The organism is Leucobacter sp. USHLN154 (genome assembly GCF_037145595.1).
In the GTDB taxonomy this organism is placed as follows: domain Bacteria; phylum Actinomycetota; class Actinomycetes; order Actinomycetales; family Microbacteriaceae; genus Leucobacter; species Leucobacter alluvii.
Window position 1 is genome coordinate 763,487 of record NZ_JBBCXF010000001.1, and the last position, 17,040, is coordinate 780,526.

At 66.7% G+C, this 17,040-nt stretch carries 18 protein-coding genes and 2 tRNA genes; 10 read left to right on the forward strand and 10 right to left on the reverse strand.

Annotated features, from left to right (window positions below):
* Positions 1-13: 13 nt before the first annotated feature.
* A complete protein-coding gene (locus WFH23_RS03560; protein WP_336661591.1) occupies positions 14-811 on the reverse strand; it encodes a hypothetical protein in 798 nt (265 codons plus the stop codon).
* Between the two features lie 334 nt (positions 812-1,145).
* Here WFH23_RS03560 and WFH23_RS03565 point away from each other — a divergent pair, with 334 nt between their 5' ends.
* A complete protein-coding gene (locus WFH23_RS03565; protein WP_090148311.1) occupies positions 1,146-1,916 on the forward strand; it encodes a hypothetical protein in 771 nt (256 codons plus the stop codon).
* Positions 1,916-2,854, forward strand: a complete 939-nt coding sequence (locus WFH23_RS03570) for a ThiF family adenylyltransferase (protein WP_336661592.1) — start codon at positions 1,916-1,918, stop codon at positions 2,852-2,854. The genes WFH23_RS03565 and WFH23_RS03570 overlap by 1 nt, the downstream gene beginning before the upstream one ends.
* Positions 2,855-3,002: 148 nt before the next feature.
* Here WFH23_RS03570 and WFH23_RS03575 read toward each other — a convergent pair.
* Positions 3,003-3,078, reverse strand: a tRNA-His gene (locus tag WFH23_RS03575).
* Between the two features lie 122 nt (positions 3,079-3,200).
* A complete protein-coding gene (orn, locus tag WFH23_RS03580; RefSeq protein ID WP_090148317.1) occupies positions 3,201-3,842 on the reverse strand; it encodes an oligoribonuclease in 642 nt (213 codons plus the stop codon).
* A 132-nt stretch (positions 3,843-3,974) separates the two neighbouring features.
* Between orn and def the strand changes: the two genes are divergently transcribed.
* A complete protein-coding gene (gene def, locus WFH23_RS03585; RefSeq protein ID WP_336661593.1) occupies positions 3,975-4,538 on the forward strand; it encodes a peptide deformylase in 564 nt (187 codons plus the stop codon).
* Positions 4,539-4,587: 49 nt separating this feature from the next.
* Here def and WFH23_RS03590 read toward each other — a convergent pair whose 3' ends face one another.
* From WFH23_RS03590 to pepN, 7 genes are all read right to left on the reverse strand, one after another.
* Positions 4,588-5,802, reverse strand: a complete 1,215-nt coding sequence (locus WFH23_RS03590; RefSeq protein ID WP_336661594.1) for an MFS transporter — start codon at positions 5,800-5,802, stop codon at positions 4,588-4,590.
* 47 nt (positions 5,803-5,849) lie between these two features.
* Positions 5,850-5,922: transfer RNA gene (locus WFH23_RS03595), tRNA-Arg, on the reverse strand.
* A 43-nt stretch (positions 5,923-5,965) separates the two neighbouring features.
* A complete protein-coding gene (locus tag WFH23_RS03600; protein WP_336661595.1) occupies positions 5,966-6,898 on the reverse strand; it encodes a GGDEF domain-containing protein in 933 nt (310 codons plus the stop codon).
* 52 nt (positions 6,899-6,950) lie between these two features.
* Positions 6,951-7,529, reverse strand: coding sequence for an HhH-GPD-type base excision DNA repair protein (locus WFH23_RS03605; protein ID WP_090148329.1), 579 nt, complete (start codon positions 7,527-7,529; stop codon positions 6,951-6,953).
* A gap of 25 nt (positions 7,530-7,554) precedes the next feature.
* The gene (locus tag WFH23_RS03610; RefSeq protein ID WP_249290693.1) at positions 7,555-7,995 is read right to left on the reverse strand and encodes a globin; all 441 of its coding nucleotides are present in this window, start codon (positions 7,993-7,995) and stop codon (positions 7,555-7,557) included.
* Positions 7,992-8,906, reverse strand: coding sequence for a mechanosensitive ion channel family protein (locus WFH23_RS03615; RefSeq protein WP_200329242.1), 915 nt, complete (start codon positions 8,904-8,906; stop codon positions 7,992-7,994). The genes WFH23_RS03610 and WFH23_RS03615 overlap by 4 nt, the downstream gene beginning before the upstream one ends.
* Positions 8,907-11,498 (reverse strand): aminopeptidase N, encoded by a 2,592-nt coding sequence (gene pepN, locus WFH23_RS03620; protein ID WP_336661596.1) that lies wholly within the window; start codon positions 11,496-11,498, stop codon positions 8,907-8,909.
* A 142-nt stretch (positions 11,499-11,640) separates the two neighbouring features.
* On the opposite strand from pepN, the gene WFH23_RS03625 reads away from it, so the two are divergent.
* From WFH23_RS03625 to lepB, 7 genes are all read left to right on the forward strand, one after another.
* Positions 11,641-12,597, forward strand: coding sequence for an aldo/keto reductase (locus WFH23_RS03625; RefSeq protein WP_090148336.1), 957 nt, complete (start codon positions 11,641-11,643; stop codon positions 12,595-12,597).
* 17 nt (positions 12,598-12,614) lie between these two features.
* The gene (locus WFH23_RS03630; protein WP_090148339.1) at positions 12,615-13,235 is read left to right on the forward strand and encodes a mycothiol-dependent nitroreductase Rv2466c family protein; all 621 of its coding nucleotides are present in this window, start codon (positions 12,615-12,617) and stop codon (positions 13,233-13,235) included.
* A gap of 26 nt (positions 13,236-13,261) precedes the next feature.
* Positions 13,262-13,753, forward strand: coding sequence for a ribose-5-phosphate isomerase (locus WFH23_RS03635; protein WP_090148341.1), 492 nt, complete (start codon positions 13,262-13,264; stop codon positions 13,751-13,753).
* Positions 13,753-14,757, forward strand: a complete 1,005-nt coding sequence (locus WFH23_RS03640) for an Fpg/Nei family DNA glycosylase (protein ID WP_336661597.1) — start codon at positions 13,753-13,755, stop codon at positions 14,755-14,757. The genes WFH23_RS03635 and WFH23_RS03640 overlap by 1 nt, the downstream gene beginning before the upstream one ends.
* A 333-nt stretch (positions 14,758-15,090) precedes the next feature.
* Complete coding sequence (locus WFH23_RS03645) at positions 15,091-15,696, forward strand: dihydrofolate reductase family protein (protein ID WP_336661598.1); 606 nt, start codon at positions 15,091-15,093, stop codon at positions 15,694-15,696.
* A 126-nt stretch (positions 15,697-15,822) separates the two neighbouring features.
* Entirely contained in the window at positions 15,823-16,170 is a 348-nt protein-coding gene (rplS, locus tag WFH23_RS03650) for a 50S ribosomal protein L19 (protein ID WP_090148347.1), read from the forward strand.
* A gap of 149 nt (positions 16,171-16,319) precedes the next feature.
* Positions 16,320-17,039 carry a signal peptidase I gene (lepB, locus tag WFH23_RS03655; RefSeq protein WP_090148349.1) on the forward strand — a complete coding sequence of 240 codons (720 nt, stop codon included), beginning with the start codon at positions 16,320-16,322 and terminating at the stop codon, positions 17,037-17,039.
* The last annotated feature ends 1 nt before the right edge of the window (position 17,040 follow it).

Sequence of the window (17,040 nt, forward strand, 5' to 3'; positions counted from 1 at the left end):
CGGCCGATGCAGGTCAGTACGCCGCGTCGGCCTCGGGCGACGGGGGAGTGACATCGACGCCCGAGCTGAGGCGCGAGATGGCCTCCGTCGGGACGAAGTGCGGATCCGGTTCGATGAAGGCGTCGACGACACCCATGAACGCGAGCGCTGACACGGACCAGGAGTCTTCCTGCGCCTGCTCATCAGCGTTCCCATCGGCGCCCGCAGACGACCCGTCGAAATGCGCCTCGACGAGGGCGGGGACGGTCGCGCGAACGATGCCCAGGCCCTCGATCACTGAGGCCGCAGCGACGACGAACGGCTGGTAATCGTTGTGGAACATCGGCTTCAGGCGATACCCGACCGTGGGGAGGACGTTGCGGTAGAAGCTCTCCATCGTCTCGACGAACGAGAGCTCGCTCGCCTGCAACGCGTCCAGTACACGCGTCCGCGCGGGTCCTTCCGGCCAGGCCACGATGGTGGTCGAGAGCGCCGCGTACGTGCGCCACTTGCTCGATGCCGTGATGACCTCGAAGTTGTACTCCGCGGCGGTCCGAATGATGTCGTTCAACACGCTGCGCCGACCTTCGAGCGTGTGCAGGTCGTCGGTGCGCATGCTGAGGTACTGCCACGTCGTCAGCAGCGTTTCGGTATCAGCGCGGTCGATCTGCGCCTGGTTCGCGAGTTCGCAGAAAAGATCCGCCATGAAATCGTCAGGAGACGACCACACCTGCGCGAACTGCTTCGCTGAGACACCGGCGTCCGAGCAGATCTGGTCGATGAGTTCTTGCGAGACGCCGAGGGAGAGTCCGACGGTCTCGACGTGCTTCACTGCGCTGAGCAGGACTTTCGCTCCCAGGTCGTCAGTCGTCGAGCGAGATCGAACACTGCTCCCGCGGTTCCAGCCGTCTGCCTGCACCGTTCCCCCAATTTCGACGTCAGTAGTGCACATATGCTAGCATCCCGCTTCCGTCGCCACGCACGCGTCTGCCGCCATCGAATGGCGCTCCTTCGCGCATCCGCGACTCGCCGGGCGGCGGAAGCGATGCGCGAAGAACGGCGATTCGGGCACAATAAGACGTACAGGAGTCGTTCGAGGTCACACCCGGGCATTCAATGACGTATCCGCGGTGCAGCAGGCCGCGCTAACAGGAGGATCCCCGGCGTTGTCCCATATCGACCGTTCCGTGACGAACCACGACGTTATCCCGGTGATCGGCTCCTCGCTCTTCGTCGATCACCCGACCGCGCGCATGTGCGTCGGCATCATCGCAGAGAACGACGTCGCGCGCCCCGGGCTCGAGGCCGAGTATCTCGCGCACTTCGTGCTGCGGCGCAAGGTCTACGTCGACCAGACGGGACAGCTCGATGAGAGCGAGATCCAGCCGGACGGTACGGATCGCGATAGCGACGACGCACGCTCCGTGACGTTCGCAGTCTTCGAGAACCACGTCGAGGGCGTGCGCGTCGTGGGAGTCTCACGGCTGATCGTGCGGGGCGACGAAAGCCCACTGCCCGTCGAGGAGTTCTGCCCGGACTCGTTCACCGACGATGGGCTGACTCCGCGCAGCGTCGAGGTCTCGCGAGTGATCGCGCGCCATGAGCACGCCGTCATGCAGGAGCTGGTGCAGTGGCATCTGTTCGCGGTCATGCTCGCGTACGAGGCGAACCACGCGTTGGAGCGCACATTCGCGATCATCGAGCCGTGGCTCGAACGCCATCTGCGCGGAACGATCGCCATTTCGCGCATCGGTGAGCCCAGGTACGTGGAGCACTACCTCGACTACAATCTCCCGATCGAGATCGACATTCCCGCCTCCACGGAGCGCGTGAATGCTCGCCAGGGCGGATTCATCGATCAGTACCGGGCCGAAGACGGCGCCATGACCTACGTCGGCCGCGCCCCGAAGCGCGCGCTCACCGAGCAGCCTCGGTGATGCGTCTGGGCACCGAGGCTCCGCAGTTCTCTCGCAACTACGGCTTCTGGAGCGAAGACGAGCAGCGCGCGCTCATCGAGTCTCGGGTCGCCATCGCAGGGGTCGGAGGCGACGGTTTCCAACTGGGCGTCAAGCTGGCCCGTATGGGAGTCGCATCGTTCAGCGTCGCTGACCCCGAGGTGTTCGAGCTGGAGAACGTGAATCGCGTCGAGGGCGCGAGCACGGCGACGCTGGGACGGCGCAAGGCCGAGGTGTTTCGGGAGCGCGTGCTCGACATCAACCCGGAGGCGGAGGTGCGCACCTTCTTCGACGGCGTGATCCCGGAGAACATCGCGGACTTCATGCAGGGCGCCTCCCTGGTGCTCGACGAGTCGGAACTCACGAAACCGGAGATCGGATCGCTCATCGCCCGTCGCGCGCGAATGCAGGGCATTCCCGATCTCCTCGTCATGAACGTCGGCTTCGCCGCGCAGGTCACATCGTTCGCTCCGGCTTCTCCCTGGACGTTCGAACGATTCATGGGATTCGGTGCGGAGATGCCGCTCGACGAGATCGCGGACGCGGGAGTGGATCTCGCTCGGTGCCTGCCGTACATCCCGCCCTACACCGACCTCCGATCGTTGCGCGCGGTTGCGGGGGAGGATGGTCACGAGCCGGCCTCCCTGCCGTCGATCTCGATCGGCGTGGACGCGGCGTCAGCGATCGGCAGCGCGCAGGCGTTTCTGCATCTGACTGCGGGGGTGGCGAATCATCGCCGTTCCCCGATCTGGGCGCCGCGGATCGCCTACACGGACGCCTATCGTCTCCGCACCCGCATCGTGCGTGCGGGGCGCGCCCCGCACGTGCTGGGTCTGCTCGTGGCCGCTGCGAGGCAGAAGCTGAATCTGAATCCGCTCGGCAGCTACACGGTCGCCGACATCACGCGCAGGCGCTCCTAGCGAGCGTCTGCGCCCCTGCCGGCATACGCCGGGGGCGTGGGCGCACGGCACGCCTGGACGCACATTACGCCTGGACGCACAACACGAACGAGGCCCGCCTTGCGCCGGATCTGATCCGTGAATGCGCGAGGCGGGCCTCGGTACTACTTGGGGTGGCTAACGGGACTTGAACCCGCGACCACCGGCACCACAAGCCGGTGCTCTACCGACTGAGCTATAGCCACCATGCTGACCTGACTCGCGCTAGCGCGCCAGGCAACCAGATCATCATAACCCAATGCGAGGCGCCAATGCCAAACCGGGCCCGCGGATGCGCGCGTCGCAGTGAGCACGAGCGATGCGGCGGCTACTCGGCGGAATCGCCGTGCACGAGCGTCGCGAAGCGCTCGGTCGCCCGCTTCGCGTGAGCTGCCGCCGTCGCCTTATCGGGTCCGGGCGCAGCACTCATGACGGCATCGCGGAAGTACGCCAGCTCCTGAATGGACTCCGCGATATCGGCGAGCGCTCGATGCCCTCCGGTCTTCTCGGGTGCTCCCGAGAATGCGGCCGGATACCAGCGGCGGCTGAGCTCTTTGATCGTGGAGACGTCGACGCTGCGGTAGTGCAGTCGTTCTTCGAGCGTCGGCAGGTACTTCGCGATGAATCGGCGGTCCATTCCGATCGTGTTCCCCGCTACGAGCGGGCGTCGGCCGGCGGTCACGAATCGCTCCAGGTAGGCGATGACCTGCTGCTCGGCGTCCTCGAGCGACGCCCCTTCGGCGATGCGGGGGAGGAGACCGGACTTCTCATGCATGGAGCGCACGAAGTCGTTCATGTGGGCGAGTGCATCGTCGCCCGGGTTGATCACGATCTCGAAACCGGAATCCAGCGGCGTCAGGTCGAAGTCGGTCACGATCACCGCAATCTCGCAGAGGCCGTCCTGATCGACGTCGAGACCGGTCATTTCGCAGTCGATCCAGACGATCTGGTCAGCTGGCGTATTCGGCACAGTGGCTCCTCAGTGCAGTAGCAGTGCGCGGGCGCGCGCCCGCAATCGGTCCAGTCTACTGTTCCGGCCCGGTTCGGTCGGCGGCGGGGCTGTGGCAGAAGGGCGCGCGTCGCAGGACGTAAACTGGACTCCATGGCTGTTCTTCCCATCGTGATCTCCGGTGAACCCGTTCTGCATCGTCCCGCCGCTCCCGTCATAGACTTCGACGACGAACTGCGCGCACTCGTCGACGACATGTTCGACACCACGGTGGCGGCTCCCGGAGTGGGCCTGGCCGCACCTCAGGTGGGCATCGGCAAGCGGGTCTTCGTGTGGATCTACGAAGACCAGGACGAGGGACCGGAACGCGGGGTCGCGATCAACCCCGAGTTGTGGATCACTCCTCCCGAGCCGGGACTGCCTGGCGAGGACGAGGTCGAGGGGTGCCTCTCGTTCCCCGGAGAGCGCTTCGCCCTGCGACGGGCGCCACGGGCACTGCTGCGTGCGCAGGACGTCGACGGAAAGCCGTTCGAGATCACTGCGAGCGGATGGTTCGCGCGCATCCTGCAGCACGAATTCGACCACCTCAACGGTCTGCTCTACGTCGACCGGCTCGTGCACCCGGAGCACCGCGGAGCGCAGAAGGCTCAGCGGAAGAACGGCTGGGGCACACCGGGCCTGAGCTGGCTCCCGGGTGTCGACGATCTCGAAGGCTGACGCGCCAAGACGAGATGTGATCCGCAGCGCCAGGGACGCTGACGAGCAGTCACGACGGTGACGCCGCCGATGCTGCGGGCGGTCGCGTCGCCGGTGTCAGCGCCCACGCGAGCGCGCCCAGGCCGATGAGCGCCGCTGTCACGCCGAACGCCCAGCCGAATCCGGCGAGGTCGACGATCGCACCGGCGATGAGCGGACCGAGCACGCCGCCGAGATCGCTCGTCATCGAGTACCCGGCGACCACCGATCCGCCTCGGCGTCCGGCGAGAATATCGGCGAGCACGGCCTGCTGGCCCGGATTGACGAGCGCCGACCCTGCTCCCGCGACGAACATCACGGCCAACGCGACCCACAGCTCAGGGGCGAATGGGAAGACCGCATAGCTCGCCGCCAGGATGACCGATCCGGTGATGAGCAGAGGCTTCCGTCCGAGGGTGTCATTCCATCTGCCGGACGGGAAGATGAGTATCGCGTTCCCCGCGGCATAGGCGGCGAGCACCCATGCCGCCATGGTCGCGTCGCCGTGGAACGTCGCCGCAACCAGCAGCGGGATCACCGAGACGCGCACGCCGAACGACGACCATCCGAACGCGAACACGGACAGCAGCAGCGTGCGGTACTGCGGCACGCGCAGTGCCATGCCCAGGCTCATCGTCTCGTCGGCGTCGTTCGAGCCGCGTGGGGCGCGGTCCGCGAGAACGGAGCGTCGGAGCGCGACGGCGACGACGGTGGCGGCGGCGAGGAGCGTGAAGAAGTAGAAGACGAACGGGGCGCGGAGTCCGAAGATCGCGACGGCGCCGCCGAGCACCGGTCCGAGGAGGCCGCCGAGCAGGAATCCGGCGGCGTTCACGCTGGCCACGCGTCCGCGCGCCGAGGGCGGGCTCACCTTGATGAGCAGGGCTGTCGCGGCGACGGTAAACATCGCAGAGCCGATGCCGCCCACCCCCCGCAGCACGACGAACTGGGTGTAGTTGCCCGCGAGTGCCGCAGCGCCCGTCGAGACGGCGACGATGAGGATGCCGATGATGTAGGTGCGTCGCTCGCCGAGGCGGCCGACGACCCAGCCGGCGAGCGGCGCGGACACGAGCCGCATGAGCGCGAACGCGCTGACGATCGCCGAGGCGGCGAAGTTCGAGACGTCGAACTCGAGCGCGAACTGCGGAATGGCCGGTGCGACGACGCCGTACCCGAGGGCGACCGTGAAGCCGCCCGCGACGAGCGCCCAGACTTCGAAGGGAAGCCTGGCCTGCTTCGGGGTGCGCACGCGTTGAGGTCCTTTCGGTGTCGCCGCAGCGAACGCGGAATTCCCAGTGCCTCCGGCAGGATTCGAACCTGCGACCAACGGATTAGAAGGCCGTTGCTCTATCCACTGAGCTACGGAGGCAGCTCTACGAGCGTACACCGAGTTCGATGGGCTCGCAGTCGGCTCAGGAGTGCGCGCCGACTTTGCGGCCGTACATCGCACGGTCCGCCTGCGCGATCGCATCGGCGAGCGTCGCGAGACCCGGGGCTGCGGCTGCCACGCCCATCGCGGCCGACACGCCGGCGCCTTCGAGCGCCGCGTCGAAACGAGAGAAATGGTCGGCTGCCTCGCGAGCGGTGACGCCGTTCGCGAGGATCGCGAATTCGTCGCCACCGATCCGCGCGACCCGGTGCGCCTCGGCCGACGCCGATGCGAGCGCTTCAGCGGCCCGCTTGAGCAGACGGTCACCGGCGAGGTGGCCCAGCGTGTCGTTGACGCCTTTGAGGCCGTTCAGATCGATGATGGCCACCGACACCGGGTCGCCGAACGCGTCGACCCGCTCTTGCGCGTCGACGAGCACGCGGTCCCAGCCTCGTCGGTTGAGAAGCCCGGTGAGGGCGTCGGTGTGCGCGAGTGCGTCGGCGATCGCGACGCTGCGCCGCCCCCGGTCGATGCCTCGCGAGAGTTCGAGCTGGGACGAGAGGAGTTCGCTCAGCAGGCGGATGAGCTCTTCGTCGACGGACTCGCCCTCCGCGAGCGGGGTCTCGCGCACCCCGCAGAGCACTCCGAATAGGGCTCCCGTGTCGTCCCGAATCGTGTACCCGGCGTACGAACCGATCCGTTCGGCGGCCCCGAGGTCGGCGTACTGCGGATCGGAACGCGAATCGGGGACGACGTGAGCGGCGCCAGCGGACATTCGGCTGCAGAACGACTCACCCCAGTCGATGCGGTCGCCGACCGAGAGCACCTGATCGTGGTGCACGTGCACGTGGATCTGCTCGCCGTTCGTGACGCGGGAGACGGACCAGTCGGTGAGTGGTGTGTGCTCATTCAAGTAGGCCACGACGCGTTCTGCCGACTGCGTGAAGGTGACGGCTCCATTGAGCAGATCCGTCATCAGGGCAGCGTCTCGTCGAGCGTGGCGCGGGTGAACTCTTCGGCGTTCCGGTTCATGAGGACCGCTCCGCCTTCGCGGCGGCCTTGGCCGCGCGCTTCGTCTCGCGCACTCGCTGCAGCGATTCCGGTGAGGTGATGTCTGCGACGCTGCGGTATGAGTCGGGCTCGCCGTACGCTCCGGCAGCCTGCTCCCAGCCGTCACCGTCGAAGCCGAGCTGTTTGCCGAGCAGCGCCAGGAAGATCTTCGCCTTCTGCTCGCCGAAGCCGGGTAGCGCCCGCAGCCGTGTGAGCACGGTCTTTCCGTCGGGATCGCCCGAAGTCCAGATGGCGGAGGCGTCGCCGCCCCACTCGTCGACGAGGGTCTGGCACAGCGTTTGCACGCGCGCCGCCATCGAACCGGGGAAGCGGTGAATGGCGGGCGACTCCTTGAACACCGCGAGGAGATCCTCGGGGTCGGCGCTTGCGATCGCCTGCGCGTCGACGCTGCCGAAGCGCTCCTGGATCTTGAGCGGGCCCGCGAACGCGACCTCCATCGCGATCTGCTGATCGAGCAGCATGCCGATGAGCAATGCGAGCGGATTCTCGGTCAGCAGCTCATCGGCGGCTGAATCGTCAGTGAGGTGCAGGCTCATGGAGTCAGTGTACTGCGGACGCAGGTCACTCGAAGCGGTTGACCATGGCGAGCGCGGCGCGTTCGACGTAGTCGCGGAATGCCGCGTCGTGCATGGGGGCGAGACCTGCCGCGTCGAGTGCCGCATGCATGTGTCGAAGCCAGCGATCCCTCGCGTCGGGCGTCACCGCGAAGGGGTGGTGACGCATGCGCAACCGCGGGTGGCCGCGCTGCTCCGAGTACGTTGTCGGGCCTCCCCAGTACTGCTCGAGGAAGGCGCGCAGTCGCCAGGTCGCGCCCTCCCAATCGTCGTCGGGATACATGGGAGCGAGAACGGGGTCTTCGCGCACGCCGCGGTAGAACTCCGACGCGATGAGCTCGAATGTGGGGGTTCCGCCGACCTGCGACCAGAGCGTCTCGGTGACGGCGTCGCCGCTCGCGCCCGAGCGCAGGGTGAGCCGCGGGCCGGGCTGGGTGCTGTCGTTCATACTGCTCCTCCCGGCTGCCTCGGCAGCTCATCGGCGAGCTTGATGTCGTGCTCGCCGAACTTGCGGCGCAGCTCGGCGCGCACGCCGCGCTGCACCTCCCATTGTGCCTCAGGGCGGGTCTTCACGAGCAGCCGGAGCGTCGCCCGATCGCCGAAGATGCTCTCGAGACCGAGCAGCTCGGGTGACCCGGTGACCTTGCGCGCGTACTTCTCGGAGCGGAGCAATTCGCGCGCGGCATCGAGTGCGACATCGGAGACCCGCGTCATGTCTTGCCGCGCATCGACGGTGATGTCGATGATCGCCTGGCCCCAGCCCTGCGAAGCGTTGCCCAGGGTCAGGATCTCTCCGTTGCGGATGAACCACAGAGTGCCGTCCATCGCGCGCACCTGCGTCACGCGGATCCCCACGTCTTCGACGGTGCCGCTGATCGTGCCGATGGTCACGATGTCGCCGACCCCGAGCTGGTCTTCGAACACCATGAAGATGCCGTTGAGCAGATCTTTCACGATGTTCTGGGCGCCGAAGGCGAGGCCGGCGGCGACGATGCCGGCAGAGGTGAGCAGTGCTGCGAGATTCACGCCCAGCTGTCCCAGGATGAGGATCATCGCGATGACGACGATCACCCAGGTGATCACGGCACGTCCAACAGTGCCGAGCGTGCGCGTGCGCTGCACCGCCCGCGCGCTGACGTACGGCGCGGCGCGCATCTCAGAGGTCGTATCGACGTCCTGCGCCTTCTTCACGCCGCGCACCACATGCGTGACGGTGCGCATGAGGAGCTTGCGCAGCAGCCAATTCGCGAGGAGCGCCGCGATCACGATCACCGCGATGGCCAGCGGCACCTGATACGCCGTCAGAAAGCCCTGGAAGGCATTCCCGACCGCCTGCTCCACCTCGTCAACGCCTTCCATTCACACCTCCCGGTCTGCGGCCTGCACGCGCAGAGCCCGCTCGACGCCCGACAGGTGCTCCGAGACCATCCGTCGCAGGGCTGCAGGCGCGTCCGCGTTCGCGTTCGCTTCGAGCCAGTCGCGGGTCGCGCTCGCCAGCTCCGTGTTCGCGAGTTCGGCGGGGTAGAACCCCTCGACGAGCTCCTCGGCGATCGCGTAGCTGCGGGATTCCCATACGGGCAGCAGCGCGTCGAAGAAGCGTGCGACGTACGGTTCGAGCAGCGTCAGATCGTGCGCGCGCGTGAATCCTGAGGCGGTCGCGCGCACGATGGCGTTCGGCTGATCGGCCTCATCGAACACTGACGCCCATGCGCGTGCTTTGTCGTCGGCGCTGGGAAGCGCCGCCCGAGCGTGAGCAGCAGACTGGTTGCCGTTGGCGGTGCGGTCCTCTGCGAGACGCGCGTCGATCTGCTCGGAAGTTACTCGGCCGCCCGCCGAGAGTGAGACGAGCAGTTCCCAGCCGAGATCGGTATCGATGGCCAGGCCATCGAGCTCACGCGTTCCCTCGAACAGCGCGTGCACGGTGTCGAGCTGAGCATCGCTTCCGGCGAGCTGGGCGAACGACTTCACGAACTGGAACTGTCGATCGGAACCTGGGTCGGCGCTCTCCGCGAGGTTCCAGAGGGCGTCGGCGACCTTCTCGAGCGTCGCGGCACGTCGATCGCGCGCGACGTAGCTCGCCGCAGCGAGCGACAGCTGCCCGAGGAGGGTGCGCAGCGTGGTCGAACCCGTTTCGCTGCCGACGTGGGCGAGAACGATGTCGATGAAGCGGCTGGCCGGGAATTCGCCGTCCCGGGTCGCGTCCCAGAGCGTGCCCCAGAGCAGCGCCCGGGTGAGCGAGTCCTCCGCGTCGCCGAGATGCTGCGCCGCGGTCTCGAGCGAGCGGTCGTCCAGTCGGATCTTCGCGTACGTCAGGTCGTCGTCGTTGAGCAGCAGCAGCGCGGGCTGCTCGACCCCGACGAGCTCGGGAACCGCAGTGCCCGCACCGTCGACATCGAGCTCGATGCGCTGCGTGCGGCGCAGCACTCCGCCGTCGAGCGCGTAGAGGCCCACGGCGATGCGGTGCGGTCGGATCGTCGGGTACTCGGCTTCTGCCGACTGCTCGATGGTGAAGCTGCTGAATTTGCCGGCGTCGTCGAGCTCGAAGACGGGACGGAGCGTGTTGACGCCGGCGGTCTCCAACCAGAGCTTCGACCAGTCGGCGAGGTCGCGGCCGCTGCGGGCTTCGAGCTCGGTGAGGAGGTCGGGCAACTCGGTGTTCGAGTGATGGTGCTTGACGAAGTAGTCGTGCACGCCCTGCATGAACGGTTCCCGGCCCACCCATGCGACGAGCTGCTTGAGCACCGAGGCGCCCTTCGCGTAGGTGATGCCGTCGAAGTTCACGAGCACGTCTTCGAGGTCGCGGATCGGTGCGACGATCGGATGGGTCGACGGCAGCTGATCCTGCCGGTACGCCCACGACTTCTCCGAGGCGGCGAACGTCGTCCAGCAATCCGTCCATTCAGTGGCCTCTGCCACGCCGAGCGTCGACATGTACTCGGCGAACGATTCATTGAGCCACAGGTCGTTCCACCATCGCATCGTGACAAGATCGCCGAACCACATGTGCGCGAGTTCGTGCAGGATCGTGACGACGCGGCGCTCGCGCATCGCGTCGGTCACCTGGCTGCGGAAGACGTAGGCCTCCGTGAAGGTCACGGCGCCCACGTTCTCCATCGCCCCCATGTTGTACTCGGGGACGAAGAGCTGGTCGTACTTGTCGAAGGGGTACGCGTAATCGAACTGCTCTTCGAAGAATGCGAACCCTTCTCGCGTCTTCTCGAAGATGTAGTCGGCGTCCAGGTGCGGCGCCAACGACTCTCGGCAGAATACGCCGAGCGGAATCGTGCGGCCGTCGCGGCTCGTGAGCTCCGAGCGCACGACGTGGTACGGGCCGGCGATGAGCGCGGTGATGTAGCTCGACATCACCGGGGTGGGATCGAACGACCAGGTCGCGATCTCCTGCTCCGGCCAGTCCTCGCCCTGGGCAGCGGCCTTCGTGCCGGTGCCGACGGGTTCGGGGGTCGGCTGGTTGCTCACGATCTGCCACCGCGCGGGAGCTGTGATCGTGAACGAGAACGTCGCCTTCAGGTCCGGCTGCTCGAAGACCGGGAACATCCGGCGGGAGTCGGGCACCTCGAACTGGGAGTAGAGGTAGACCTCTCCGTCAGCAGGATCGACGAAGCGGTGCAGGCCCTCGCCCGTATTCGTGTAGCGCTGCGTCGAAGCGATGCGCAGGACGTTCTGCTCCGCGAGTCGGGGCAACTGGATGCGCGAGTCCGCGAACACCGCAGCTGGGTCGAGGGCCTCGCCGTTCAAATCGATGCTCTCGACGGAGTCGGCGATCAGATCGATGAAGGTGGCCGCTCCGCGCGTACCGCCGAAGTGGACGGTCGTAACCGCTGCGAACTGCTCGGCACCGGTCGTGAGGTCGAGCGCGACCTCGTAACGTTCCGTCGAGACGGCGGCAGCGCGCTCCTGGGCTTCTGCACGGGTGAGATTCGTTCCTGGCACTGATGCTCCTGACGATGGGGAATACGTATGGCTCCAGCCTAGGCCCGACCCTCGACATCAGTGATGAAACCCCTGTACGCCGCATGTGAGGCGCTGCGCTGGGGCTGCTGCCAGCCCCCGTCGTCGCCGTACAGTGGAATGCATGGAACGCGCACTCGGCACCTCAGACCTCCTCGTCTCGTCCGTCGGGCTCGGCTGCAACAATTTCGGCCGGCCGGGAGCCTTCACCGAGGACCAGCACGGGACCGACGCCGTCATCGGAGCGGCGATCGACGCTGGCATCACATTCTTCGACACCGCCGACCTCTACGGGTACGCCTTCGGCCGCAGCGAAGAGATGATGGGACGCGCACTCGGGACGCGGCGCGACGAGATCGTGCTCGCCACCAAGTTCGGGCATCCGGACGCGCAGGCCCCGTACCTCGGACGCCGAGGTTCACGAGAATTCATCAGAGCCTCGGTCGAGGGGTCGCTCACGCGGTTGCAGACGGACCGCATCGATCTCTACCAGATGCATGTTCCGGATCCGGAGACCCCGATCAGCGAGACCCTCGACGCGCTCGACGAACTGGTGCGCGAGGGGAAGGTGCGCAGCATCGGCCACTCGAACTTCTCCGCAGCGCAGATGCATGAGGCCGCGGGCGCAGCGGCAGCAGGGGGAGTTACGGCCTTCGTGTCGGCGCAGAACGAGCTCAGCCTGGTGCAGCGAGAGGCGGACCGAGAGGTCGTTCCAGCTGCCCGGGAGCTCGGACTCGGGTTTCTCCCGTACTTCCCGCTGGCCAACGGGCTGCTCACGGGCAAGTTCGCCCGAGATCGCTTCCCCGAGGACTCTCGCATCATGCGGCAGCGCCCCCACGTCGCGGAGCAGGCCGACTGGGATGCCCTCGACGCGTACCGGGCGCACTGCGCCGACTGGGGAGTCACGATGCTCGAAGCGACGTTCGGCTGGTTGCTCGATCACGCGCCGGTCGCGAGCGTCATCGCGGGAGCATCGACCCCGGACCAGGTCCGTCAGAATGCGCTCGCCGGTGAGCGCTGGCGCCCGGATGACGCCCAGCGCGAACGCATCGAAGCCCTCTTCCCGGTGCCGACGTCCTGAAGAGTAGGCTGACCCGCATGAGCATCGAACGCCCCGAATCCGCACAGCCCGTCGTCGAGTTTTGGTTCGATCCGATCTGCCCGTGGTGCTGGATGACCAGCCGCTGGGTCTCCGACGTCGCGGCAGCGCGAGGGTTCGACATCGCGTGGCACCCCGTCAGCCTCAAGATCATCAACGAGGGCAACGACGTCGGCGACCACGAGGAGGGCATGCGCCAGGGCCATCGCCTCGGCCGCGTAGCCGCGGCCGTCGCCCGTGCGCAGGATCCGAGCGCGGTCGGGCGTCTCTACACCGAATTCGGAACGGCGATCCACCCCGGCGGCCGCGACGACTTCGACGGCATTCTCGCCGAGGCGCTCGCCGCAGTCGGGCTCGACGCCGAGCTCGCAGCAGCCGCAGACGACGAGCAGTACGACACCGACCTTCGCGAGAACACCGCGCACGCGCTCGAGATCGCCGGGCCAGACGTCGGGGTGCCCGTGATCTCGGTCGACGGAGTCGCGTTCTTCGGGCCCGTGGTGACGCCGGCACCTCAGGGGGAGCAGGCGCTCCGCCTCTGGGACGGCATCGTCGCGGCCGCGAGCGTGCCGGGATTCTACGAGCTGAAGCGGGGCCGCACCTCCGGCCCCCAGTTCTGAGTCCTCGCTCCGATAGGATCTGATCCATGCGCATTCACGTCGCCACGGACCACGCCGGGCTCGAATTCAGCCAGCAGTTGCAGGATCATCTTCGCGCGCAGGGCCACCAGGTCATCGACCACGGTCCAGCCGAATACGATGCACTCGACGATTACCCGTCGTTCTGCATCAACGCCGCGCTCGGCGTCGCACGTGACGAGCGCGACGGAGTGGAAGCGCTCGGCGTCGTCTTCGGCGGCTCCGGCAATGGTGAGCAGATGGCGGCGAATAAGGTCGCAGGCATTCGAGCCGCACTGGTGTGGAACGACTCCACGGCGACGCTCGCGCGCGAGCACAACAACGCGAACGTGATCTCCATCGGAGCCCGCCAGCACGATGTGGCCGACGCGATCCGCTTCATCGATCTCTTCATCGACACGCCGTTCACCGGCGAGGAGCGCCATGTGCGTCGCATCGCGCAGCTCGGCGAGTACGAGCGCACCGGCGCCATCAGCGGCAAGCACGTCGACAGCCTCTAATGCCTGAGGGGCACAGCGTTCATCGCATTGCTCGTCAGTTCGCGGTGAACTTCGTCGGCACGGCTCCCGAGGTGACGAGCCCGCAGGGACGCTTCGCCCAGGGCGCAGCGCTGCTGAGTGGACGAGAGATGATCGATGCTCGGGCCGTCGGCAAGCAGATGTTCCTGGAATTCTCGGATGACCGTTGGCTGCGCGTGCATCTCGGCATCTACGGCGCTTGGGATTTCGCGGGAGACGTGCGCGTCGACCCATCCATTCAGATCCACGGCCAGGCGCCGGGACGCACGAAGCTGGGCCAGACGGGCGAGTACTCGCGGCCGGATCCCGCCCGCCCGCTCGATCGTGATGGCGAAGACTCCGTGACGTCGATCGGGGCGCCCCGTCGTACCCGCGTGCGCATGGCCGAAACCGATCGTGAGACGGCTGCACCCGCAGCGTTTCCTCCTGAGCCCGTCGGGCAGGTGCGAGTGCGGCTGCTGAATGATCTCGTCTGCGCCGACCTGCGCGGTCCGACCGCGTGCGAAGTGCTCACCCCGGCCGAGGTGGATGCCGTGATCCAGAAGCTCGGGCCCGATCCTGCGAACGCGAACACTCGGGCGGAGCGCGAGCGCTTCGTGGAGCGTGCACTGCGCAAGAAGACGCCGATCGGCCTCGTGCTCATGGATCAGTCGGTCATCGCGGGGATCGGCAATGTGTACCGGGCCGAGATGCTCTTCCGGGCGGAGCTGAACCCTCATACTCCCGCGAACACGATCGACCGCACCGTGCTCGAGGCGCTCTGGGACGATTGGGCGCATCTGCTCGAGATCGGCATCACGGTCGGGCAGATGATGACGATCGACGGTCTCGCCGGCGAGGAGTACGAGCGAGCGCTGGTCGATCGCGACGAGCGGCACTCCGTGTACAAGCTCGAGGGCGCACCGTGCAAGCGGTGCGGCACGAACATCGCGCTGGAGGAGTTCGGCGCCCGCAAGCTCTACTGGTGCCCGGGCTGTCAGACCTGACGCAGTCAGGTGAACGGCCATTTCTGGCCGTTCATGCAGCCCCCGGCGCCGTCTCGGTGCCGGTGCAGCGCGGTGCGCGGTGCGCGCGCGTGGCTGTCAGACCTGACGCCCACCCTGGCCGAACCCAAGGGTTCGCGTTGAGACCGAGGGCGTTGCTTGCGGATCTTCCGTCGCGCTCAGCGGGAACCCTCGTGCTCAGGCAGGGGTGGAACGGTGCGGTGCGGTTCGGGCGGCACGGTGCGGTTCAGGCTGCACGGTTCGGGCGGCGGGTGTGAATGTCGGCGGTGCCCGTCAGACTGATGACGGCGACCGCATCGATTGAAGGAGCTCAGCATGACCCGCACCATCTACTACACGGCCACCACCCTCGACGGGTATCTCGCAGATCCCGACGATTCCCTCGACTGGCTGCTGCGCCAGCCGCAGGAGGCCGGCGGTGCCGGTGATTACGATTCGTTCATCAGGGGGATCGGCGCACTCGTCATGGGAGCGACCACCTACGAATGGGTGCTCGAACACGAGCAGGGGGTCTGGAGCTACGAGCTGCCGGCGTTCGTACTCACGCATCGCGATCTGCCGTCCCCCCGGAGTACGACGAATGGAGGGCCAGCCGACGTCCGCTTCAGGCAGGGAGGCATCGCCGAGCTCGGACAGGAGATGCGCGATGCCGCCGGCGCGAACGATCTGTGGGTGGTCGGCGGCGGTGATCTGGCGGGTCAGTTCGCCGATCTCGGGCAGCTCGATGAGATTGTGACGTCGATTGCGCCAGTGGTGCTCGGTGCGGGTCGGCCGCTGCTGCCGCGTCGTCTCGATCTCGAGCTGATGCAGGTCGAGCGCAATGGAGCCTTCATCGTCGCGCGGCATTGTGTGCTCGGGTCCCTCGCGGAGGATCAGGAGCGCTCGTCGTCGTCGAGCGCCCAGCGTGCGGCAGAAGTGTGACATAATTGATCCTTGTGCCACGGTGCGGTACTGCCGCGAGGGTCCGCACGGACCGTGAGCCGAACACTCCAGTACTTTTCGATATCCGCGTTCCCGACTTGCGGCGGGCGCAGAGAGTAGACAATCATGCAGAAGCTCGACCTGGTCGACGCCGCGTCGCTCAAGAGCGACATCCCCGATTTCCGCGCAGGCGACACCGTCAAGGTGCACGTGAACATCGTCGAGGGCAACCGCTCGCGTGTTCAGGTGTTCCAGGGCGTCGTGATCTCCCGCCACGGTGAGGGCGTTCGCGAGACGTTCACCGTGCGCAAGATCAGCTTCCAGGTGGGTGTGGAGCGCAAGTTCCCGGTGCACTCGCCCGCGATCGAGAAGATCGAGGTCGTCAGCCGTGGCGACGTGCGTCGTGCGAAGCTCTACTACCTGCGCGGCCTCACCGGCAAGAAGGCGAAGATCAAGGAGAAGCGCGACCGCTAAGTCGCACTTCTCACGGGCCGTTATCAACGCGCCCGCGACGCTCTCAGGCTCCCCCCTGGAATAGGGTGGGAGCCTGAAGTGTCTCACCGATCGGTGAGGCCCGGAGCGTCGGATTCGCACGACCGCTCCCATCGACAGGGGAACCCCACATGAGTGAAGCCGAGGCCACGACCTCACAGCAACGGACGCGTCGAGGCGGAATCCTCGGGTTCCTGCGAGATCTGCTGGTCATCCTCGTGGTGGCGTTCCTGGTCTCGTTTCTGTTGAAGACGTTTCTCGTGCGCAGTTTCTTCATCCCTTCGGAGTCGATGGAGAACACGCTGCAGATCGATGACCGCATCCTCGTGAACCAGTTGGTGCCCGATCTCATCGATGTGCAGCGCGGCGACATCGTGGTGTTCAAGGATCCGGGCGGGTGGTTGTACCCCCGCGGGAGTGAGCCGCCCCGCGGGTTCGAGCGGGTGCTCCAGTCGATCGGTCTCGCGGCTGACACGAGCAATGAGTACGTGGTCAAGCGCGTCATCGGCGTCGGCGGTGATCGTGTCGAGTGCTGCGACGCTCAGGGGCGTGTGATGGTGAACGGTGTGCCCATCGACGAGCCGTACATCGTGCAGCCTGCGGGCGAGGAGCGAGCGTCGGCGATCGATTTCGACGTCACGGTGCCCGAGGGCTCTCTGTGGGTGATGGGTGACAACCGGTATCAGAGCAAGGACTCGCGCTACAACCAGGATCAGCCGGGCAAGGGGTTCGTGCCGGAGGAAGAGGTCGTGGGGCGTGCGTTCGTGTTGAACTGGCCGCTCAACCGGTTCACCTGGTTGGGGACTCCAGAAGGAACGTTCACCGGCGTGGACGCCGCGAAGGAGAACTGAG